General features: G+C 60.0%; 18 protein-coding genes. 8 read left to right on the forward strand and 10 right to left on the reverse strand.

Annotation, left to right across the window (positions count from 1 at the left end; translation table 11 throughout):
- Positions 1-125: 125 nt before the first annotated feature.
- Positions 126-1,814, forward strand: coding sequence for a 30S ribosomal protein S1 (rpsA, locus tag RCJ00_RS11090; RefSeq protein WP_316221973.1), 1,689 nt, complete (start codon positions 126-128; stop codon positions 1,812-1,814).
- 137 nt (positions 1,815-1,951) lie between these two features.
- Here the strand turns inward: rpsA and RCJ00_RS11095 are convergent, their stop codons facing one another.
- Positions 1,952-2,899 (reverse strand): glucokinase, encoded by a 948-nt coding sequence (locus RCJ00_RS11095; RefSeq protein WP_316221974.1) that lies wholly within the window; start codon positions 2,897-2,899, stop codon positions 1,952-1,954.
- A 134-nt stretch (positions 2,900-3,033) separates the two neighbouring features.
- Between RCJ00_RS11095 and RCJ00_RS11100 the strand changes: the two genes are divergently transcribed.
- The 5 genes from RCJ00_RS11100 (at position 3,034) to RCJ00_RS11120 (ending at position 8,156) form a co-directional block, all read left to right on the forward strand.
- Positions 3,034-3,684, forward strand: a complete 651-nt coding sequence (locus tag RCJ00_RS11100; protein ID WP_316221975.1) for a phosphoribosylanthranilate isomerase — start codon at positions 3,034-3,036, stop codon at positions 3,682-3,684.
- A 38-nt stretch (positions 3,685-3,722) separates the two neighbouring features.
- On the forward strand, positions 3,723-4,958 hold the full coding sequence (gene trpB / locus RCJ00_RS11105; RefSeq protein WP_316221977.1) for a tryptophan synthase subunit beta: 1,236 nt from the start codon (positions 3,723-3,725) through the stop codon (positions 4,956-4,958).
- A complete protein-coding gene (trpA, locus tag RCJ00_RS11110) occupies positions 4,955-5,821 on the forward strand; it encodes a tryptophan synthase subunit alpha (protein ID WP_316221978.1) in 867 nt (288 codons plus the stop codon). Before trpB ends, trpA begins: the two co-directional genes overlap by 4 nt.
- A gap of 17 nt (positions 5,822-5,838) precedes the next feature.
- Positions 5,839-6,774, forward strand: coding sequence for an acetyl-CoA carboxylase carboxyltransferase subunit beta (locus RCJ00_RS11115; protein WP_316221979.1), 936 nt, complete (start codon positions 5,839-5,841; stop codon positions 6,772-6,774).
- Positions 6,775-6,854: 80 nt separating this feature from the next.
- The gene (locus RCJ00_RS11120) at positions 6,855-8,156 is read left to right on the forward strand and encodes a bifunctional folylpolyglutamate synthase/dihydrofolate synthase (protein WP_316221980.1); all 1,302 of its coding nucleotides are present in this window, start codon (positions 6,855-6,857) and stop codon (positions 8,154-8,156) included.
- 104 nt (positions 8,157-8,260) lie between these two features.
- Here the strand turns inward: RCJ00_RS11120 and trxA are convergent, their stop codons facing one another.
- From trxA to RCJ00_RS11155, 7 genes are all read right to left on the reverse strand, one after another.
- Entirely contained in the window at positions 8,261-8,587 is a 327-nt protein-coding gene (gene trxA / locus RCJ00_RS11125) for a thioredoxin (RefSeq protein ID WP_023459916.1), read from the reverse strand.
- Between the two features lie 52 nt (positions 8,588-8,639).
- Positions 8,640-12,137, reverse strand: coding sequence for a double-strand break repair helicase AddA (gene addA, locus RCJ00_RS11130; protein ID WP_316221981.1), 3,498 nt, complete (start codon positions 12,135-12,137; stop codon positions 8,640-8,642).
- Entirely contained in the window at positions 12,134-14,971 is a 2,838-nt protein-coding gene (gene addB, locus RCJ00_RS11135; RefSeq protein ID WP_316221983.1) for a double-strand break repair protein AddB, read from the reverse strand. The genes addA and addB overlap by 4 nt, the downstream gene beginning before the upstream one ends.
- A 223-nt stretch (positions 14,972-15,194) precedes the next feature.
- Positions 15,195-15,920 (reverse strand): nucleotidyltransferase family protein, encoded by a 726-nt coding sequence (locus RCJ00_RS11140; protein ID WP_316221985.1) that lies wholly within the window; start codon positions 15,918-15,920, stop codon positions 15,195-15,197.
- Entirely contained in the window at positions 15,917-16,999 is a 1,083-nt protein-coding gene (gene amgK / locus RCJ00_RS11145) for an N-acetylmuramate/N-acetylglucosamine kinase AmgK (RefSeq protein ID WP_316221987.1), read from the reverse strand. Before amgK ends, RCJ00_RS11140 begins: the two co-directional genes overlap by 4 nt.
- 1 nt (position 17,000) lies before the next feature.
- On the reverse strand, positions 17,001-17,471 hold the full coding sequence (tsaE, locus tag RCJ00_RS11150; protein WP_316221988.1) for a tRNA (adenosine(37)-N6)-threonylcarbamoyltransferase complex ATPase subunit type 1 TsaE: 471 nt from the start codon (positions 17,469-17,471) through the stop codon (positions 17,001-17,003).
- Positions 17,464-18,288 (reverse strand): lysophospholipid acyltransferase family protein, encoded by an 825-nt coding sequence (locus tag RCJ00_RS11155; protein ID WP_316221989.1) that lies wholly within the window; start codon positions 18,286-18,288, stop codon positions 17,464-17,466. Before RCJ00_RS11155 ends, tsaE begins: the two co-directional genes overlap by 8 nt.
- A 130-nt stretch (positions 18,289-18,418) precedes the next feature.
- Here RCJ00_RS11155 and RCJ00_RS11160 point away from each other — a divergent pair, with 130 nt between their 5' ends.
- Positions 18,419-18,577 carry a hypothetical protein gene (locus tag RCJ00_RS11160; RefSeq protein WP_316221990.1) on the forward strand — a complete coding sequence of 53 codons (159 nt, stop codon included), beginning with the start codon at positions 18,419-18,421 and terminating at the stop codon, positions 18,575-18,577.
- Between the two features lie 154 nt (positions 18,578-18,731).
- Positions 18,732-19,592 (forward strand): hypothetical protein, encoded by an 861-nt coding sequence (locus RCJ00_RS11165; RefSeq protein ID WP_316221991.1) that lies wholly within the window; start codon positions 18,732-18,734, stop codon positions 19,590-19,592.
- 83 nt (positions 19,593-19,675) lie between these two features.
- Here RCJ00_RS11165 and rplS read toward each other — a convergent pair whose 3' ends face one another.
- Both rplS and trmD read right to left on the reverse strand, forming a co-directional pair.
- Positions 19,676-20,119: a 50S ribosomal protein L19 gene (gene rplS / locus RCJ00_RS11170; RefSeq protein WP_316221992.1), complete on the reverse strand. Its 444-nt coding sequence runs from the start codon at positions 20,117-20,119 to the stop codon at positions 19,676-19,678.
- Positions 20,120-20,173: 54 nt separating this feature from the next.
- Complete coding sequence (gene trmD / locus RCJ00_RS11175) at positions 20,174-20,914, reverse strand: tRNA (guanosine(37)-N1)-methyltransferase TrmD (RefSeq protein WP_316221993.1); 741 nt, start codon at positions 20,912-20,914, stop codon at positions 20,174-20,176.
- Between the last annotated feature and the right edge of the window lie 250 nt (positions 20,915-21,164).

The following is a 21,164-nucleotide window of genomic DNA, read 5'->3' on the forward strand; positions in this document are numbered from 1 at the left end:
CAAACCTCATAATATCAGTCAATCCAAAGCCGCACCCCCGCGCCCTTTCCCCGTCAGCGTTACGGCCTCATGTCGTTTTCGGGATCCGGAAGACCGGGACACGCGCCCACAAACAAAGAGTCTAAATGAGCGATTACAATCCGTCGCGCGACGATTTCGCCGCCCTGCTTGATGAATCGATGCACGGCCGCGACATGCTGGAAGGCCAGGTCATTCACGGCCTCGTCGTCGGCGTCGAAAAAGAATACGTCATGGTCGACGTCGGTCTGAAGACCGAAGGCCGTATCTCCCTGAAGGAATTCGGCGCCGAAGGCGGCAACCTGAAGGTTGGCGACACGGTCGAAGTTTATCTGGAACGTGTTGAAAACGCCATGGGCGAAGCGGTCATCAGCCGCGAGAAGGCCCGTCGCGAAGAAGCCTGGACCCGCCTGGAAGTCATCTTCAACAAGGGCGAGCCTGTCATGGGCACCATCGTCGGCCGCGTCAAGGGCGGCTTCACCGTCGATATGGACGGCGCATCGGGCTTCCTGCCGGGCAGCCAGGTCGATATCCGTCCGGTCCGCGACGTCGCTCCGCTGATGAACAAGGAACAGCCGTTCGCCATTCTGAAGATGGACCGCCCGCGCGGCAACATCGTCGTTTCGCGCCGCGCCATCCTGGAAGAAGCCCGCGCCGAACAACGCACCGAGCTGGTTGGCCAGTTGGCCGAAGGCGAAATCCGTGACGGCGTCGTCAAGAACATCACCGACTACGGTGCGTTCGTTGACCTCGGCGGCATTGACGGCCTGCTGCACGTTACCGACATGTCGTGGAAGCGCGTATCGCATCCGTCGCAAGTCCTCAATGTCGGCGACGCTGTTCGCGTCCAGATCATCAAGATCAATCCGGACACGCAACGCATCAGCCTCGGCATGAAGCAATTGCAATCCGATCCGTGGGACGGTGTCGACCAGAAGTATCCGGTCGGTGGCAAGTTCTCCGGTCGCATCACCAACATCACCGACTACGGCGCCTTCGTGGAGCTGGAATCGGGCGTCGAAGGCCTGGTGCACGTTTCGGAAATGTCGTGGACCAAGAAGAACGTCCATCCGGGCAAGATCGTTTCGACCTCGCAAGAAGTCGAAGTTGTCGTGCTGGAAGTCGACGCCTCCAAGCGCCGCGTCTCGCTCGGCCTGAAGCAAGCCCAGGAAAATCCGTGGGATCAGTTCCTGCGTGAGCATCCGGTCGGTTCGACCATCGAAGGCGAAGTCAAGAACGCGACCGAATTCGGTCTGTTCATCGGCTTCGAAAACGACATCGACGGCATGGTTCACCTGTCCGACCTCGACTGGAACGTACCGGGCGAAGAAGCCATCGCCAAGTACAAGAAGGGCGATGTCGTCAAGACCAAGGTTCTGGACGTCGACGTCGAAAAGGAACGTATCTCGCTGGGTATCAAGCAACTCGGCAACGATCCGATGACCGGCGATACCTACAAGAAGGGCCAGACGATCACCGTGACCGTCACCGAAGTCACCTCCGGTGGCATCGAAGTGAAGTTCGGTGAAGACGACGCCCCGATGACGGCCTTCGTCCGCAAGTCCGACCTGTCGCGCGACCGTAACGAACAACGCGTTGAGCGTTTCGCCGTCGGCGACCGCATCGATGCCCAGGTCACCAACATCGATAAGGCAGCCCGCAAGGTCTCCGTTTCGATCAAGGCCCTGGAAATGGCAGACGAAAAGCAAGCCATCGAACAGTACGGTTCGCAGGACTCGGGCGCTTCGCTCGGTGACATCCTCGGCGCCGCCCTGCGCGATAAGCAAGGCTCGTAAGCCACTACTCGGGCCTAGCCCGAGCAGGTAATCAAGAACCGGAACCTCTCACGGGGTTCCGGCTCAGATATCGAAAAACCCCCGGCTTAGGCTGGGGGTTTTTTGATTCTGGGTGTATTTTCTGGGGTGTACGCCGTTTAATCAAACAGTGTTGCCAGGCCGATAAGCTCCATGTCACGCGCCGTTACCTTGAAAACCGGAACCTCATTGACGTAATTGCTCAGGCGTCCCTTAGTCCCATAGCGCTTGACGAAGGCCGGCACATCGAAAAGATCACCAATCATATCAAGCAGGTCGCCGGCCAGATAAACCCCGCCACGTGCCCCCAGGATGAGGGCGACATCGGACGCCATGGCGGCGAACCAGCCCATGCTGAGATCGATCGCTTGTTTTGACCGCGCATCACCTGTCGATGCCATGGCAATCACTTCTTCGATGCCCGGCGCCGTTGCATTATCGCCTTCAAGACGGGCCACTGCGGACCACAACTCGCTGATACCTGGAATCGAAATCACCCGTTCGCGCGACACGTGACCGTACTTTTCGCTAAGAATGCGCAAAACCGCGTCTTCGAGATCGCTGGTCGGCGCCAGATCGGAATGGCCACCTTCGGTCGGCATGGCGGTCCAGTTGCCCATACCGTCGGGCGCCAAGGCAGACATGCCCAGCCCATTATGCGGGCCGATCACCGCGATCACCTGCTCATCCATGGCCTCCCCACCGCAGATCTGCTCACGTTCATTCGCTTCAAGGCGAGGTATGGCCAGGGCCTTGGCGACGAAGTCGTTCACCAGATTGATCCGCTGAATGTCGAGGAATTGTCGCATGTCGGCGCGATCAATGGAAAAGCCGTGATTGGGCAGATGTATGATGCCGCCACGCTCCCAACCCGCCGCCGAAATCGCGGCGCCGGCCAAGGTCGGCTGGCCCTGAGCTTCCAGAAAATCGGTAATCGCCGTCTTGAATTCCTCAAGACTATTACAGGCGTAATGTGTATTTTCGTGGGGGCGGCCCCCACGCCGCGCCAGTGCCAGTTTCAGATAAGTTCCGTTGCTTATGTCGCATAACAACACATATTCAGCCATGATTTTCCGTACCCTGATATAGTTTCGGCAGTTTCTTTTTTGTGACGAGCCGAATTATTTAATTTGAAATTTAGATCTCAAATCTTGATTTTTGCTAAAGCTCTCCCCAAAGACACATCAAGTCGAGGTGTTTTATGCGTCCCAAGATAAAAATATGCGGAATTCGGACTTTAGCTGCCGCTCAGGCGGCTATAAATGACAGCGCTGACTTTTTGGGCTTCATTCATTTCGCCAAAAGCCCGCGTCATCTGTCCGTCGATGACATGGCGGCGCTTATGAAAGTGATTCGCGAGACTGGCGCCCAACTGCCCCTGGTCGCCGTCGTTGTCGATCCCGACGACACATTACTGGACGCGCTCAGAGACACCGTAAGACCAGACTTCATTCAATTACACGGCAAGGAAACGCCGGCGCGGGTCGCGGAGATTGCCGCCCTGACCGGTTTGCCCCTGATTAAGGTCCTGAGCGTCGGTGAGGCTGCCGATCTTTATGCCGCCGAGGCCTATGAACCGCATGTTACCTACCTGATGTTCGATGCCAAGCCCCCCAAGGACGCGGCCTTGCCCGGCGGATTGGGCCTGCGGTTCGACTGGACACTCATGCAGGGATACCGGGGAACGACACCCTGGTTCCTGGCCGGCGGTCTCGATGCCGCCAATGCGCGTGAAGCGGTTGAATTGTCGGGCGCTACCCTGCTCGACGTCTCCTCAGGCGTCGAATCGGCGCCGGGTCAGAAGGACGCAGGACTCATTTCTGGCTTTCTTCGCACGGCAAAAGCTATATAAGCCCTTCTCCTTCTCTTTTACACAAAGGAATACCCACGGTGAGCAATCCCGTTCTGCGAAACAGCTACAGCCAACCGGACGCCAAGGGCCGGTTTGGTCAGTTCGGCGGCCAATATGTCCCCGAAACCCTGATGCCGCTGGTTCTGGAACTGAACGCCGCGTGGCATGACGCCAAAAATGACCCCGCCTTCTGGGCAGAGTTCAACAGCCTGATGACCCATTTTGTCGGTCGGCCAAGCCCGCTCTATTTTGCTGAACGCCTGACGGCGCACCACGGCGGGGCAAAGATCTATTTCAAGCGCGAGGAGCTGAACCACACCGGCGCGCACAAGATCAACAACTGCATCGGTCAGATCCTGCTGGCCAGACGCATGGGTCGCAAGCGCATCATCGCCGAAACCGGCGCCGGCCAACACGGCGTTGCATCGGCCACGGTATGCGCGCGCTTCGACCTGCCTTGCATCGTCTATATGGGCGCTACCGATGTCGAACGCCAAAAGCCCAACGTCTTCCGCATGGGGCTGCTCGGCGCCAAGGTATCGCCAGTGACCAACGGTCAGGGCACGCTGAAAGACGCCATGAACGAGGCCCTGCGCGATTGGGTCACCAACGTCCACGACACCTATTACATGATCGGCACCGCCGCCGGCATGCACCCCTATCCTGAGATGGTGCGTGATTTCCAATCCGTCATTGGCAAGGAAACGCGCGAACAGATTCTGGAAATGGAAGGCCGACTGCCTGACGCCCTCATCGCCTGCGTCGGCGGCGGCTCAAATGCCATTGGCATGTTCCACCCCTTTATCGACTACGACACGGTCAAGCTGGTTGGCGTCGAAGCCTCCGGTCATGGGCTGGATGTCTATAACGGCCACGCCTCGTCGCTCAATGGCGGACGGCCTGGCGTGCTGCATGGCAACCGCACCTATCTGCTGCAGGACGAGGACGGCCAGATTCTGGAAGGCCATTCGATTTCCGCCGGCCTCGACTATCCCGGCATCGGGCCCGAACACGCCCACCTGTTCGATACAGGCCGCGCGAAATACGTCACCTGTACCGACCAGGAAGCACTCGATGCCTTCCAACTGACCTGCAAGCTGGAAGGCATTATTCCGGCGCTAGAATCGTCGCACGCCATCGCCAAGGTCGGCGACCTGGCGCGCGAAGTCGGCAAGGGTGGCATCGTCGTGCTAAACCTCTCCGGTCGTGGCGACAAGGATATCGCCACCGTCGCCAAGCATATGGGCGAACAAAATGGGAGTGCCCTGTCGTGAGTGTCGCCCGCATAGACAAGCGCTTCGCCGAGCTGAAGGCCCAAAACACATCCGCCTTCATCGCCTATGTGATGGCCGGTGATCCCGATCTGGAAACCACCTTCGACATCCTCAAGGGGCTGCCCGCCGCCGGTGCCGACATCATCGAACTGGGTTTCCCCTTCTCCGACCCGATGGCCGAAGGGCCGACCATTCAGCGCGCCGCTGAACGGTCTCTGGCCGCCGGAACAAAGCTGCGTGATGTCTTCGCCTTGGTGAAGCGTTTCCGCGAAATCGATCAGGACACGCCCATCATCCTGATGGGCTACATGAACCCGGTCGAATATCTCGGCTACGACCGTTTTGCGCAAACCGCCTCCGAAGCGGGCGCCGATGGTCTGATCGTGGTCGATTGCCCGCCGGAAGAAGCCGATGCGCTTAGCGACGCGCTCGACGCCAATGATATCGCCCTGATCCGGCTGGCGACGCCCACCACCGACGCCGACCGACTGTTAACGGTTGTGAAACGGACTCGCGGCTTTATCTACTATGTCTCGGTGGCAGGCGTCACTGGGGTCAAGGAAGCCAATGCCGATGCGATCGCCGAAGCGGTCGCGCGGGTTCGCGAAGCCGCCAACCTGCCCGTGGCGGTTGGTTTCGGAATCCGCAGCGCAGACAGCGCGGCCAGTATTGCCCGCATCGCCGATGCGGCGGTTGTGGGATCGGCGCTGGTGGATGAAATCAAACACTGGCTCTCAAGCCGCGACGCGACAGAGCAAACAGAAAGTTTACTGGAAAATGGCACCGCTAGCGCGAAAGTGCTGGAAAAGGCCACAGTTTTGGCACAGGCTGTTCATTCTGCACGTTTGGCGGCCAAGGGCTAATCGGAGTATCTTAACCTATGGCGACACCTGACAAGTCCAATAAAGGCCCAAAATTGCCGCAAGCCCCCTCCCCCGCACCGCGCCGTGAGCGCGGCGGATGGCTGAGCAAGATTGCGCCAGGCATATCCAACTTTGTCGGCAACAAGCGCGAAACGCCGGAAAATCTGTGGGTCAAGGATCCTGATACCGGCGACATGATCTATCGCTCGGACCTGGAAGCCGCCCTGTGGGTGACGCCCTCCGGTCGCCACATGCGTATCGGCGCCACGCTTCGCCTGAAATTCACCTTTGACGATGGCCGCTACGACTCCCTGCCCACACCGGAAGTGGTCGAAGATCCGCTGCACTTTTCCGACGGCAAACCCTACAAGGAGCGCCTGAAGGCCGCCCGCGCCTCGACAGGTGCGCGTGACGTCATGGCCATCGGCTATGGCCAGGTCCAGGGCGTGAACTGCGTCGTGCTGGTTCAGGATTTCGCCTTCATGGGCGGATCGCTCGGCATGGCCGCTGGCGAAGGCTTTATCGCCGCCGCGGAAGCCGCTGTCGCGCGCAAATGCCCCATGGTCGTCTTCACCGCCGCCGGCGGCGCGCGGATGCAGGAAGGGGCCTTGTCATTGATGCAGATGGCACGCACTACCCTGGCCATTCAGGAACTGAAAAAGGTGCAGCTGCCCTATATCGTCGTCCTTACCGATCCGACGACCGGCGGTGTTACGGCGTCCTACGCCATGCTGGGCGATATTCATCTGGCCGAACCGGGCGCGCTCATCGGCTTTGCCGGCCCGCGTGTTATCGAAAGCACCATCCGCGAAAAGCTGCCGGAAGGCTTCCAGCGTTCGGAATATCTGGTCGAAAAGGGCATGGTCGATCGCGTCGTGTCGCGCTCGGAATTGCCGGAAGTGCTTGGCGCCCTGATGTCCATGCTGATGGGCGGCAAGCGCAAGGCGGCTTAAATTCGTTATGACGGGCGTACTTGTTTTACCGCGCCCTTGCTGGGATAGACAGGTCCCGGTGAAAGGCGCTAAACACGCGCATGACCGACCGCCTGTTGCCTTTTGATGCGCCGCTTGAACGCCTGAAAGCCCTGCATCCCAAGCTGATCGACCTCAACCTCGACCGGATGTTGCGTGTCTGCGAAGCGCTGGGCCGCCCACAGGACCGCCTGCCACGCATCGTCCATGTGGCAGGCACCAATGGCAAGGGATCGACCATCGCCCTTCTGCGGGCCATGGCCGAGGCCCAAGGGCTGAAGGTCCATGTCTATACCTCGCCGCATCTGGTCCGATTCGCTGAACGCATCCGTCTGGCCGGCACATTGATCGATGAAACCTATCTGGCGGACGTCCTCAGCCGGGTCGAAGCCGCCAATGCCGGCGCGCCCCTGACCTTTTTCGAATCGACCACGGCCGCGGCCTTTGTCGCCTTCAGCGAAACGCCCGCTGATCTGTTGCTGCTGGAAACGGGTTTGGGCGGGCTCCTCGATGCCACCAATATCATCGCAAAACCCTATGCGACTCTCATCACGCCCATCGACTATGATCATCAGTCCTTTCTGGGCAATGACCTCAGCACCATTGCCCGCCAGAAAGCCGGTATCTTCAAACCCGGCGTTCCCGCGCTCAGCGCCCGCCAGCCCGACGAGGCCGCCCAGGCATTGGAACGCCAAGCGCTTAAGCTGAACGTCACCCTGACAAGCATGGGCCAAGGCATAGATGCGTGGCGCGAAGGGGACCGGCTGATCTTCCAGGATGAAGATGCGCTTTACGACCTGCCGCTACCGCGGCTGGCCGGTGAACATCAGATTGAAAATGCGGGCCTTGCCGTCAAGGCAGGCCTGATGCTCGGCCTGAGCGTCGAGGCTATCGAAAAAGGGCTGCTCACCGCCCAATGGCCCGGCCGTTTGCAGGCGCTCAGGGGCGGCCCCCTGTTTACCGCTCTGAAAGACCGCGCCTCGGAACTGTGGCTCGATGGCGGTCATAATCCGCATGCCGCGCGGGCCTTGCGCGACTTTATCGACCGGCAGCAGGCGCGGGACGCGAAACCGCTGCATCTGATCTGCGGTCTGATCAACACAAAAGATGCGGCGGAGTTCTTCGCGCATTTTGCCGGGTTGGACGCCCATGTCCATTGCGTCACCTTCAGCAGCGACGCCGCCATTCCCCCCGCCGACCTGGCAGCCGCCGCCCAAAGCAAAGGGCTTGAAGCGGATGTCGCTTCAAGCCCTCTGGATGCGATTGAAAGTCTGACTCAAACACCCTTGCGGGTCCTGATCTGCGGCTCGCTGTATCTGGTCGGCGACTGCCTGGCCATGTCCCAAGAGACGTGGCCAACCTAATTGACAGGTCGCAATCGCTTCAAATTGGATGAGAGGCTAGCCGGCTAGCGACGCGGGTATATTTCAATACCCGCAAGCGACGACCGCGACGCCTATCGCCAATTTCAAGCGATTGAATTCTCGCCCAGCCATTCCAGCAGCTTGGCCTTCGGCATGGCGCCGACCTTCATCGAGGTCATCTGGCCATTCTTGAACAACATCATGGTCGGGATACCGCGCACGCCGAAACGCGAAGGCGTCATCGGGCTGTCTTCGATGTTAAGCTTGGCGATCTTGACCTTGTCGCCGAGGCCATCAGCCAGTTCTTCCAAAATCGGTGCGATCTGCTTACAGGGGCCGCACCACTCTGCCCAGAAATCAACCAACACAGGGGTGTCGGACTTCAGGACATCGTTTTCAAAGGATTCGTCGGTGATCTTATGCGTAGCCATAATCGGCTCCTTTCAACTGTTGGCCAATATGTAAGAGCATTGGTGACAGAAATCAACGCGCCAGAATTTCCGCCAGGCGGAGATTTACTAAAGTCTCGCTTAAGGGAGTCAGTTTCGGACCGTCCGTCCATAACAGTGCCGCCTCGACCGTCTTTTGCGGATAGATCTGCCGCAGCAACGCCACATAGCCGGCCATCTGACGCTGATAGGTCACAGACGCGCCCTCCGCCGTGTCCGGGGCTGGCCGATTGGATTTATAATCGATAATCACCACGCGGTCGTCGGTTACGACCAGACGGTCGATCCGCCCGGACAACATGATTTCGTCTCCGCGCACCGTCCGGCCGATGCCTCCCGCCAATGCGACTTCCGGACGGCTTTGCGGTCCGAAGGCTTCGGCAAAACGGGCATCGGTCAGGACGGCCAGCACAGCACCCGCCATTTCAATTCGCTGGCTGTCCGTAAGGTCCGCCTGACGCCCCAGATAGCGTATCGCCACCTCTTCGCGCTTGGTGGCGGGGATATCGGGCAGGATTTCAAACAGCTTGTGGATCAATATGCCCCGGCGATAGCGGCCCAGACCGTTTTGCGATTCCAGGGGCGATGGCGCGCGTTCCTCCGCCTCACGGTCTTCGTCCCCCATTTGCGAAATCGCCGCCCAGCGTTCGGCGCCGCGTTCCAGATCGACATCGGCCTGGGCCACGATGGTGGTGACGAAGTCGGGTAATTTTACCTCTGGCGCCAAAACAGCGGCTTCGGCGGTCAGGGCAGGTGATCGGACGCCATGAAGCTGCACAATCACTTCTTTCGCCTGTTCCATATCGTCGAACGGCGCCTTCAAGGGCATCGGCTCCAACGTCGTCGGAAGCCGGTCGAACGCGTCCTTCAACAGATCGTACCAGGGTGCGAAGGCATTGTTTTTGCCGGTCGCCTTGCGGCCGGCATAGCCGCACAGGGTGAGCCGATCGCGTGCGCGGGTCAGGGCGACATAAAGGAGTCGCAACCCCTCCTGCTCGTCCTTAAGGGCCTTTGCGTCACGGATCGCGGTGATGCGGTCTGTATCCCCTTTTCGACCCGTTGCACACAGGTACAGATCACCGTCGTCGCTGCGCATCAAAAGGTCGTCCTTGGTGGCGGAGCTATGCTGCGGCCCGATAGGCAGGATAACCCATGGCGCTTCCAGCCCTTTGGACCCGTGCACCGTCATGACGCGGACACTGCGGCCGCCTTCCTCCTGCTCACGCTTGATCTGTGCCGCACGGAATTCAAACAGGTCGAGACAGGCCGCCAGGCCAGTATCGCCGACACCTTCGCCTTTCAGCGCCAGGGCCAGGGTTTCATCCAACACGTCCTCACATTCGTCACCGAGCCGCGTCAGGAAGCGCTGCTTGGTCGAACGGCCCGCGCCATCCCGGCGGTTGAGCACACGCGCCAGGAAGTCGAATGCCGTCAGGTGATGCGCTGTGCGGTGCACCCACAATAGAAAGACGCGGGCTTCGACAAACCGGTCCTCGACGCCGTCATAGTCAAGCAGGCGTCCCCACAGAGCCCCTTCGCGCCCCTGCGCCAACCTATAGAGATCCTCTTCGCTAAGATCGCACAGGGGACTTCGTAAGACACAGGCCAGGGACAGGCTATCATTGGGTTGCAGGCAAAAGCGCATCAGGGCGCGCAGATCCTGGAAGGCGATATGGTCGCCCAGTTTGAGCCGATCCGCACCCGATACCGGCACACCCGCAATCTTCAGTTCACGGATGATATGTTCAAACAGATGGTCGCGTTTGCGTACCAGAATCAGCACATCACCGGCGTGCATAGGGCGCGGCTCTTCCTTGCCCTTAATGTAAACAGCCCGGCCAGCGTCGATTTCCGACCTGATTGTCATGGCCAGCTGCTTGGCCAGGCGTTTTGACGGCGGTTCCCGCGACGGTGCGTCGACCGGCGCGATATCGTCATCATCCGCCGTCGCTTCGGGCACCTCTATCGGCTGAACCAGAGGCCAAAGTTCAACCAGCCCGTTGTGACGCCGGCGTTGCGGCTTGTGAACAATGGGGTGGCCCGTGAAGTTGAGCGCGCGGGACAGATCCGATTCGGCAAAGACGGCATCAACAAAGCCGAGCAGTTCAGGCAGGGTACGCCAGCTTTCGACCAGATCGGGTGCGACAAAGCGCAAGGATGCCTCATTCGCCCGCGCTTCGAAATAGGCGCCATTGCCGAGAAACAGGTCGGGCTTCGCACCCTGAAAGCCATAGATGGACTGCTTTTCATCGCCCACGGCAAAGACGGTGCGTTGCACAGACGTCTGACTGGCGCCGGCAAAGAATTCTTCGGTCAGCGCCTTGACGATGGCCCACTGATCACCGGACGTATCCTGCGCTTCGTCGACCAGAACATGTTCCAGCCCGCCATCAAGCTTGAACAACACCCAGATCGACATCATGCGATCCGACAGCAGGGATTTGGTCTTGTTGATCAGGTCCTGGAAATCCAGCGCGCCGTGCTGACGTTTCTCCGTCTGGTAAATCGTGCTGAAGATGGCAAACAGGCGCAGGGCGTCCAGCGTGTTTTCCGCAATCTCAGCCGCCTTCAATTGCTCAACCAGTAGGGCGATCTCGCGCCCGAGGCGGTCCATAACGATGGCGTCACCCGGCGGGGTCTCCTTGGTATAGGTCGCCTTGCGCGGGGTTCCCGTCTTGGTGATGAAGATGGATTTCAGGCGGTCGAAGTCCAGGCCCTGACCGGCCTGATAGCCTTCGTAAAGCGCCAGGAAGGCTTGGCCTGCTTCCTGATTGGTCTTTGATGCACCGGTACTCAATACGGCGGCCAGATCGCGTATGATTTCCCATTCCAGCCGCGCCTCGTAGGCGTCGAGGCATTCCACGCTTGTGCAGATGCCGTCCAGACCGAGGCTATGGAATAGCGCGGCCTGCCAATTACCGCGTGCTTCCAATCGTTCGAACGCCGCCTTTATGTCGTCGTGCTGGTGAATAAACTGCGCCAGCAGCCGTTCGAAACCGCCAACCTTCAGTTTACGGATCAAGCGGTCGCGTGCCTCTGTCAGAGCCGCCAATTCCGGCGCATCGAGCGTCAGCAAACCGGTGCGTGCCGTTTCGGCCAGATCGCCGCCAATCAAATCGTCAAGCACCTGAAAGGCGGGAGACAGGCCGGCTTCGAGTGGAAAGCGACGCAGCAGTTTTTCGCAAAAGGCGTGCAGGGTCTGGATTTTTAGGCCGCCGGGCGTTTCCAGCGCCTTGGCAAACAGGGCACGCGCCTGCGGCAGGTCGTGGACGGCTTCGTCGATACTGGCCAGATCCCGGCGCAGGTCATCATCAGGCGCGATGGCCCATCCACCCAGCCGTTCGAACAACCGGCCCTGCATTTCCGCAGCCGCCGCCTTGGTATAGGTGACGCACAGGATGCGTTCCGGCCTGGCGCCGTTGAGCAACAGGCGCGCCACCCGGTTGACGAGGGTCGAGGTCTTTCCCGACCCGGCATTGGCGGTCAAAAAAGACGAGGCGCGCGGATCGGCGGCGATATTTTGCGCATTCATGCCTCGACCTCCTCTTCCATCGCTTCGTCGTCACCCAGGACATTCCATTCATAGAGGCGAGCCAGCTGATCGTAGTCACCGCCGCGAATCTTGAGGAATTGCGGCGCGGTCCACGAAAGATAGGGCTTGTCCGGATCGGCATAGTCATCCAGGCGGCGACGAAACCCGGCCAAGGCCTTTTCCGCCAAGTCAGACGCCGTTTCGCCCTTCTGAACAGCCGAACGTTGCGTCGTGCCATCGGGCGCGACCCGGACATAGATCAGGTCGCCGATCAGCCGGTCGCTGACGCCAGAAAAGCCGCCATGCCGCAGGATGGCCGCCGTGAGGGTCAACTGCGGATAAAATCCCGCAGCGACCTGCTTTGCCGACGGCGGCAAGCCGGTCTTGAAATCGAGAATATCGACCGCGTCTTCGCGCACCTCGATGCGATCGGACTTGGCGGTCAGGATAAAGTCGCCGCGCGACGTGTCTAACCTCAGCTCACCGGACTGTTCGATCAACAGACTAGGCCGCCCGGCCCTGCGCTCGGTCTCGAACGCGACAAACTCCCGCGCCATGCCCTCCAGCAACGGCCTCTGCAAGGCCATCTGGGCCGGAGAGAGATTCGTGGCCAGCAGTTCATCTTCCAGCAGGGTTGTCAGCAGCCTCACACCGGCTTCGCCCAATAAATCCTGCTTGCCGAACCGTTCCAGGCTTTTGTGGATCGCTGTCCCGCGTTGACGGGCCTCGACCGGCTCATTCGGCCGATCCATGGGCCGCAGGTTCAGGATGCGGCGGGCATAGATGGCATAAGGGTCGCGCACGAAGACCTCGACCTGGGTCACCGGCATCTGCATCGGGCGAACGGCCACGGGCGGTTTCGGTGCGGGACGGGTGGCGGGCTTCAGGCTGGACGGCTTGGCCTTCAGGCCGCAATCTATGGCGCGCGCCCAGTCCAGCACCTGTGGGCGCTCCGGGATTTTGACGCCGGCTCCATCACACAGGGTCTGCAACCGCCACAGCCAGCGCGACTGCACCTGAGGCTCGCCTTCGCGACGGTGGCGGGTGACGAGATAGACTTCCGGCGCCGCGGCTGCCTGAACGAAATCATGGGCCGACAAACCGGTGCGCCGCTCCGGACTAGGCAGGCCCAGGCGCTCACGCATCGGACGGGACAGGAAGGGGTCGAGATCGGGTGCTTGCGGCCATACCCCTTCTTCAAGACCCGCCAGGATCAGCCTGTCCGCCTTGACGAGGCGCGCTTCGATGGCGCCGAGAATAAGCAGACGCGGATGCGTGTTGCCACCGGTTCGAACCTTGGACAAAGCGATGAGATGGGACAGAATATCACGCACCTCCCGCGCGCCCGAAACCGGGAAGCCGGCGCTTTCGCGAATGAGCTCTGCCAGCATTTCCGAAGCCTGTGCGCCCGGCGCCCCTTGCCACAGAACGGCACCGTCTTCCCGCGCCAGGCTTTCGGCCAGACCGACGATTCTGGCAATCGCCTGACCCAGGTCGGTTACGGGCGCTGCGAGCGCCGGCATGATGAGGTCCAAATAATCCGTCCACAGATCAATCGCCATTGGCTCCGACGCAATTGCGGCAGATATCATGTCCAGTCCTGTAGGCGTGGCGCCACGCAAGGCCCTCGTCTCCAGGACGAACAGGCCGGGGCGGCCCTCCAAACGGCAATAGGGATGATTGAACAGGGACAGAAGCAAAACCGGATCGTACGGCGTCTCCATCAAACCCATAATATCGAGCAGGAACCGACCGGTCAGGGTATTGGGCAGGGGCTCACCGGCTGAGTTGTCCGGCTGCAACCCCCAGCGCGACAGACGGGCAGCCACGCGGCGCGACAGGGTAATATCCGGCGTAATCAGGGCCACGACATCCTTGGGCCGTTCGATGGCTTCGCGCATGAGCAAGGCGATGACGGATGCCGCCTCTTCGTCCCGCGCCGTGTTAATCTCAATGAGGCCATCAAGGCCGTCGCGGAATGGATCGCCGTCCTCGGCCTTCAAGGTGGCAATCTGGCTCAGCCAGTCCTTGGTCGCCTCGGCCGGGCGCAGCGCTTCATTGAGCAGGCGGCGGCGGGCATCGCCCTTGCGGTCGGCCTCGACGGAGGCAGGCCAGAGATGAATCTGGTCGCGCGAAACCCCATGACGATCAAGGGTCCGTTTCATCGTACCTTGCGGATGCGAATCTTCGATCTGACGCCAGACATCTTCGGCAAGATGCAGATCGAGCCCCGGCAAGACGACCGCGCCCAACGGCGCGGTGGCGACCGCGTGCATCAGGTCGGCCATGGACGGCGCCGATCCGGTACTTCCGGCCAGGATGAGGGGAACCTGCGGCGGATGATCCGTCCACTGATCAACCAGTCGGCGAATCAAAATGACCTGGCGCTGCGACGGATCAAGCAGGTCCAGTTCGGCCAGTCGTTTTGGCCATTCACGTACCGCGACATTGAGGAATCTGGCCGATACCTGCCAGTGTTCCGCCCAGCCTTCCAGGGTATATTGATCCTGACCGGCACCGGACACCAGGCTGTCGAGCCGGTCTTCGGCATCCACTTCTTCCAGGGCCAGCGAATCGAAAAAACCGGCTAGGCTGTCGGCCAGTTCCAGAGCCAGTTTGGCCGATACCTCACGACCTTCGAGCCCGGCATAGTGGCGGGTGATCAGGCGGGCCAGCTCAAAGCGACGGCGCAGGGAAGACACGGCCGGCGGCAGGTCAAGGCCCAATGCGTCCAGATCGAATGGCGGCTCGCCTTCGTCCAGATCCCCGATGGCGCGGATTTGTGGCAACAGCAGCGCGCCGTGACGGGCCTGCTGGGAAAACGACCGGGCCATGGACCGCGCGCCGCGTCGCGTCGGTGTCAATATTTGCGCCGTCGACAGCCGGTCACCTAGGGACTCGCAAATACCTCTGGCCAGATCATTCAGGAAACAGCGCCCCGACGGTATTGAAAACCATCGGGGCGAAGGCCGTGCGAAAATATCGTTATGAGATGCCATCGCGTCGATTTTGGGCTGAGTCGGCCAAGGTGCCTAGTTCAGGTTTGGCCACTGGCGTCTATCGATCGGATCGGGAATTTAGCCGCTTGTCGGCGTAATCCCGCGCAGCCGGATCGCCGACATGCATCCATTCGCCGGTAAACTCTGTGCCGAACAGGCGGCCTTGCGGCGCGATCCGCCGCCATATGCGTGACAAAGAAAACGCCGCGTCGGTTTCCGTATCGATAATCGCCGGGCGGGTGATATGGACGCCCATATAGTTGAAAGGCGCTGTCGCCGCATCGCCCCGGAAGGACAATCGACCATCTTTCCCCAGGAAGAAATCGCCAGCCCCGTCGAACCCGTGGCTTGTTTCCATGGCGGTAACCAGAAGTGCAGCATCCATTTCGGCCGCGTTCCATTGCTTGGCCAAGGCTTCAAGCGCCGTACCGTCCGGTGCCGCCTCCAGCCAGACGCTGTCGATATTGGCCACCCAGATTGGGTCATCCCCCAAAAGCGGGCGCGCCTTTTTCAGACCGCCCCCGGTTTCCAGCAAGGCTTCGCGTTCATCCGATACAATGATGTCGATATCCGTGCGCGCCTTCAGATGCGCTTCCAGGCGATCGGCGAAATAATGGACATTCACGACAAACCGTTTCGCTCCTGCCGCCTTCAGCCGGTTAAGCATATGGTCGATCAGGGGGCGGCCGGCAACCTCGACCAGCGCCTTTGGCCGATCGTCGGTCAAAGGGCGCATGCGCGTACCAAGACCGGCAGCGAGGATAAAAGCGGTTTGCGGACTCATATGGCCAGCCTGTCTTCGAAACCGTGACGCAAGAACCAGTCGCGCAGACCTTCCATCCCCGGCTGGCGAATATTCCGCGCGATATGACCCCACATACGGGGCATGAAGGCCTCATATCTCGGCTTGTTATCGCGCGTCACCAGACGGGCAAAGACCCCGAGTATACGGGCTTCGTTCAGTGTGGCCAAAGCGACATAGTCCTGCATGAAGGCCGCACGATCGATATTGGGGCGTAAAGCGAAATAGTGATCCAGACACACAGTTTCGAGGTCGCGCGACACATCGCGGCGGGCATCTTGTAACAGGGACAACAGGTCCCAAGACGGGTGGGCGCGCAGACAGTCCTGAAAATCGACCAGGCCGACGCGGGCTACACCTTCGCGGTGAGGCAACCACAACAGATTTTCGGCATGATAATCACGGTGAATGAAGACGGTCACACCCGCTTCGGCGCGTTGGCGTAGCGGCGCCCACTGCGCTTCCCACTCCGCCACAGCAGACTCACTTAGCGACACCGACCCATCATACTTCGGATACCACTCCACAAACAGGTTCGCTCCCGTCTTCAAGGCCATATCGTCATAGCTGAGAAGCGGCCAATCATGGTCCAGCACGGCCGGCGGCGTCAGGTCATGCAGGCGAGCCTGAACTTCGATGGCGCTGAGATAAAGGGGTGTTTCGTCGGCTCCCGCCTCAATCAGACGGGCGAACAGGTCATTGCCCAGATCCTCGCTGATCAGGAAGCCGTTGGCGGTATCGACCTCGAAGATTTCCGGCGCTGACAAGCCTTGATCGCGCAGATAATGGGCCGCGCCGACAAAGGCTTCAATCCGGCCTGCCGACAGACGAGCCATGGCCGTGTAACCGGATGCCTGCCGTTCTGCTTCGGTTTCATTGCGGCGGCACGGCTGGATGTCCAATGCGGGCACCTGGTCCATCAGCATGAAGGTGCGGCCATCCGTGCGCGTCAGACGTTCATAACGACGCGTCGAGGCATCACCCGGCAACGGATGTCGTTCGGCGTCAGAAAATCCGGCACTCAGCAGGAAGTGGCGCTTGATCGCCTCGCGGTCCATCATCTCAGTCCCTGAAGTGACCTCGCGGCGTAAGGGTTACGCGCCGGCCGGCCTTTGAGTGGGTGTTGTCGCTGTCTTCTAGGACGATATCCAGGCGGTCGTCAAAGCCCAAATGCGCCAGACGCTGGGGCCATTCGATCAGCAGGACACTGTGCGGCAGGGCGTCGTCCAGGCCCAGCTCGTAGGATTCTTCCGGCGCTTTCAGACGATAGAGATCGAGGTGGGCGATTTCGAAGGCGGGCGTCTCATAGGTCTGCATCAGGGTAAAGGTCGGGGACGGCACGTCCTGATCCGGCGTGGTCAGGGCGCGGATCAACCCGCGCGCCAGGGTCGACTTGCCCATGCCTAGCTCACCGGTCAGATAGACAACGTCCCCCGCTTTCAGGTGCGGGGCCAGGGCGACACCGAGCGCGATGGTTTCCGCCTCGTCCGCCAGATAAAGGGTTTGCGGTTGCGTCAGATCGATTTCAAGCATGGAAGGGCGCGTCCGCATCGGCACTCAGGCGGGTTTCGACATAGGCTTTCAGGGCTTCGGTTTCCAGCTCTTCGGATTGAGGGTCGATGATTGGCCCGACGGTCAGGTCAAAGCGTTTGCCGGCCTTGTTGAGGAATTCATGAAACAGGGTGATATCCCGCAATTCCTGGGAAAATGTGTGAAACAGGTGAAACCAGAAGGAGTTCGGTCCGGCGACATGGACCGGGACGACGGGCGCCGCATATTTTTGCGCCAGTGACACCGCCGTCGGCGCCCAAGGGGGATCGACCAAACGGCCCTCGGCACTGCGCCGCGCCAGGCGTCCGGCCGGGAACATGACCACACAGCGTTCGGCTTCGAAAGCGGTCTTGGCGCCATGCAAGGTTACTCGCGTCTTTTCGCGGGTCCGCTTCGCTTCGACCCATTCCACCGGTATCAACGCGTCGGCAAAACGGGGATTGACACGAAGCGCATCGGCATTGGCGAAAAAGATAGCGTCGGACCGGCGTTTGCGGATGGCGTCGTAAACAGCAATGCCATCGGCAATCCCCGTCGGATGATTGCACACCACGAGGCAGCGTCCCGATACGGGCACGCGATCGAGATGCCTTACATTGACGTCAAGCGACAAAAGTTTCGAGACGTAGTCGAGGCTTTCCGCGCCGCCCATGTCCGCCACCGCGTCCGCCATATCCACCGCCTTTTGCCGGCCGAGTATAGCGTAGAGCAAAGGCCTGAGCGCAGGCCAGACCGGCGAGCGCACCAATTTGGGTGCCCGCTCATATATCAATTCATCGATGATATGCAGTTGCGCCATATCCTTCCGTAAACCGGTTTCCGGGCATCCGGCAAGAGCGTACACAAGGCAACCACACGTTAACGCCGTTGCCACCCCAGGCGGCAAATCGGGGTTGGCAAATCGCGGATGACTTTGTATGACTGACGGTATGACCGATGCCACAAGCCGTTCTTCCCTGACCAACCGCGCCTCGCCCGTGTCCGAGGACCGGCGGCAGCCGAAACACCGCGCATCCTATATGACGCTTTGGGTTGCGGCTGTTTTGTGTGTGGTTTTTGCACTCATCAGCATGTTCCTGCGCTGGTAATACCGGGAAAGCCTTATGAACCTCGCTTCAGAGGGGTTTGGGATGGATTTCTTATATTAACCATGATGGCTTTTCCCCGTATGCGTTAACGATTATAGTCGCTGCTGATTTAGGCGCCGTGCGGTGCTTATTATGCCCATTGGGGGGTTTGTGAATGAGCCGGAAATTCCTGCTGTGGGCCATGGCCTTCGTGGTAATCGTCCCGACCCTGTTTGGGGTGGGGTACTGGTTCTATTGGGATCAGTTCCAACGCTACGCGCCCGTTACGATTCAAAACTCAGCCGACATAGCCAAACTGCAAAGCCTGCTTGACCGCGCAGATTATGTATCGCCCGACTATCAAAAGGCCATTCTGACCACAGGTCCGGCATCGGGCGTGACAACCTCCGTGACCCAGCCCGTGGCGAAAAAATGGGTCTATATGGTCGGATTCCGCACCTGCGACACCTGCCGCGCTTATGAAGACATTGAATTCCCAAGACTTCAGCAAGGCAATATCGAAACCCGTGTCATTCCGTTCGCCCTGGCTGACAATGGTACAGTTAAGCAGTCTACCCCGGAAGAACGATCCACCATCGCTGAGCTGTGGTTGAACCGCAGTTGGCCGTTATATGTGAAATGGCGCAATACTCCGGCGGAGGTCTGGAAGGCCGAAAATATAGAGGTGGCCGATAACGATCTGGCGCGGAGCGGCGTGGTTTGGGCGTCCCGCGACTTCATCAACCAGATCGCGCCGATTTTGCGCAACAACAAGGTCAACGTCGCCTATCCCCTCGTCTTTTGGCGTAACAAAAACAATGATCTGCGTGTTTGCAGCTGCTCGAGCAAAAAAGCCTACCACTTTATTCGCCAGGATTTGGGCTTGCCCGGCGATCTGGAAACCGATGTGAAAGGCCTGCTTCACCTGCCGATGGATTTCAAACCCTTCGGCTCAGAAAGCGCGGCGTCTTCGTCGTCAAGCAGTCTGGCGCCCGCACCCGGGTTGAATTACGGCCCGGACTCATCAGCGCAATAATCGCAACCGTCCGGTCGATCACAGACGTAAAAAAACCCCGCCGGTGCTGCCGGCGGGGTTTTTCGTATTATCTTTATCCGAGCTTACGCTTCGGCGTCGGCATTGCCCGAAGACGCGGCGTTCTGCATGGCGGCACGCAGTTCGGCGCCCTTGGAACCGCGCGTCGAGTTCATCGAACGCTCGGCTATACGGGCCGACTTACCGCGGCGATCGCGCAGATAGTAAAGCTTGGCGCGACGGACGACACCGCGACGCTTGACTTCAATGCTGTCGATCAGCGGCGACAGGAAGGGGAACTTGCGCTCGACGCCTTCGCCGAACGAAATCTTGCGGACCGTGAAGGTTTCATTGATGCCAGCGCCGGCGCGGGCGATACAGACGCCTTCGAAGGCCTGGACGCGCTCGCGGTCGCCTTCCTTGATCTTGACGTTGACGCGCAGGGTATCACCTGGCTGGAATTCGGGGAAAGTCTTGCCGCCCTTCAACTTGGCGACTTCTTCAGCTTCGACTTGCTGCAACAGGTTCATATGAACGCTCCTAAGATTGAGGTGCCATCCTTACGGATAAACACACGTTGAGGCTTATTTGCCTTTTGCCTGTAATTTGGAAAGATAAGCCGCCCAGAGATCCGGACGCCGTTCCTTCGTGGTTGCCTCTCTTTGGTCTTGACGCCACTTGGCGGCTTTCTTGTGATCGCCGTTCAGCAGCACTTCGGGAATGTCGAGGCCCTCGAACGTCCGCGGTCGCGTAAACTGCGGTTGCTCAAGGAGACCATCCTCAAAGCTTTCATTATCCAGACTGGCCGATGCGCCGAGAACTCCCGGTATAAGTCGCACCACCGCCTCGATCGTAACCATCGCCGCCGCTTCCCCGCCCGCAAGGACGGCATCGCCGACGCTGATTTCCTCGAACCCACGGCTGTCAAGCACCCGCTGATCCACCCCTTCGAACCGGCCGCACAAAACGACCAGGCCGGGCTTTTGGGCCCATTCCTTGACCTTCGCCTGCGTCAGGGGCCTGCCGCGTGCGCTCATATAGACGAGAGGACGATCATTAAGCTCCATAGAATCAAGAGCTTGAGCGATCACATCCGCCTTGAGGACCTGACCGGGGCCACCGCCCGCGGGGGTATCGTCAAGAAAGCCGCGCTTATCGCTCGAAAAGTTGCGAATGTCCAGTGTTTCCAAGGCCCAGCGCTGAGATTCTTTCCAGGCAGTTCCGATCAGCGACACGCCGAGCGGGCCCGGAAAGGCCTCGGGGAACATGGTCAGGACAGTGACCTGGTAAGGTGCGGCGCCGTTTTCGGCTTCGATATCGGACATGGTGCGTGCCCTTAGCACAAACACCGGCGAAGACAAGCTTTTGCCCTCAATCGCCGGGCGACCACTCCGTGGCCTGGGCTTACGCGCCAAATGTGGCGCGGGCGCTCAATGCGACATATTTTTGCCCTCAGTCGCCGGGCGGCCACTCCGTGGCCTGGGCTTACGCGCCAAATGTGGCGCGGGCGCTCAATGCGCCAGGGGATTTTTCGGGCGTATTGCCAACGCCCCCCCGCCGGTGATGGCGAGGAGG

Origin of the sequence: Asticcacaulis aquihabitans, assembly GCF_032490435.1 — a bacterium.
GTDB lineage: Bacteria > Pseudomonadota > Alphaproteobacteria > Caulobacterales > Caulobacteraceae > Asticcacaulis.

What these genes read in the sequence shown, in the direction of transcription:
- rpsA (WP_316221973.1), top strand. Translation starts at nt 126, where the DNA reads ATGAGCGATTACAATCCGTCGCGCGACGATTTCGCCGCCCTGCTTGAT.
- RCJ00_RS11095 (WP_316221974.1), bottom strand. Translation starts at nt 2,899, where the DNA reads ATGGCTGAATATGTGTTGTTATGCGACATAAGCAACGGAACTTATCTG.
- RCJ00_RS11100 (WP_316221975.1), top strand. Translation starts at nt 3,034, where the DNA reads ATGCGTCCCAAGATAAAAATATGCGGAATTCGGACTTTAGCTGCCGCT.
- RCJ00_RS11115 (WP_316221979.1), top strand. Translation starts at nt 5,839, where the DNA reads ATGGCGACACCTGACAAGTCCAATAAAGGCCCAAAATTGCCGCAAGCC.
- RCJ00_RS11120 (WP_316221980.1), top strand. Translation starts at nt 6,855, where the DNA reads ATGACCGACCGCCTGTTGCCTTTTGATGCGCCGCTTGAACGCCTGAAA.
- trxA (WP_023459916.1), bottom strand. Translation starts at nt 8,587, where the DNA reads ATGGCTACGCATAAGATCACCGACGAATCCTTTGAAAACGATGTCCTG.
- addA (WP_316221981.1), bottom strand. Translation starts at nt 12,137, where the DNA reads ATGAATGCGCAAAATATCGCCGCCGATCCGCGCGCCTCGTCTTTTTTG.
- addB (WP_316221983.1), bottom strand. Translation starts at nt 14,971, where the DNA reads ATGGCCCGGTCGTTTTCCCAGCAGGCCCGTCACGGCGCGCTGCTGTTG.
- RCJ00_RS11140 (WP_316221985.1), bottom strand. Translation starts at nt 15,920, where the DNA reads ATGAGTCCGCAAACCGCTTTTATCCTCGCTGCCGGTCTTGGTACGCGC.
- amgK (WP_316221987.1), bottom strand. Translation starts at nt 16,999, where the DNA reads ATGATGGACCGCGAGGCGATCAAGCGCCACTTCCTGCTGAGTGCCGGA.
- tsaE (WP_316221988.1), bottom strand. Translation starts at nt 17,471, where the DNA reads ATGCTTGAAATCGATCTGACGCAACCGCAAACCCTTTATCTGGCGGAC.
- RCJ00_RS11155 (WP_316221989.1), bottom strand. Translation starts at nt 18,288, where the DNA reads ATGGCGCAACTGCATATCATCGATGAATTGATATATGAGCGGGCACCC.
- RCJ00_RS11160 (WP_316221990.1), top strand. Translation starts at nt 18,419, where the DNA reads ATGACCGATGCCACAAGCCGTTCTTCCCTGACCAACCGCGCCTCGCCC.
- RCJ00_RS11165 (WP_316221991.1), top strand. Translation starts at nt 18,732, where the DNA reads ATGAGCCGGAAATTCCTGCTGTGGGCCATGGCCTTCGTGGTAATCGTC.
- rplS (WP_316221992.1), bottom strand. Translation starts at nt 20,119, where the DNA reads ATGAACCTGTTGCAGCAAGTCGAAGCTGAAGAAGTCGCCAAGTTGAAG.
- trmD (WP_316221993.1), bottom strand. Translation starts at nt 20,914, where the DNA reads ATGTCCGATATCGAAGCCGAAAACGGCGCCGCACCTTACCAGGTCACT.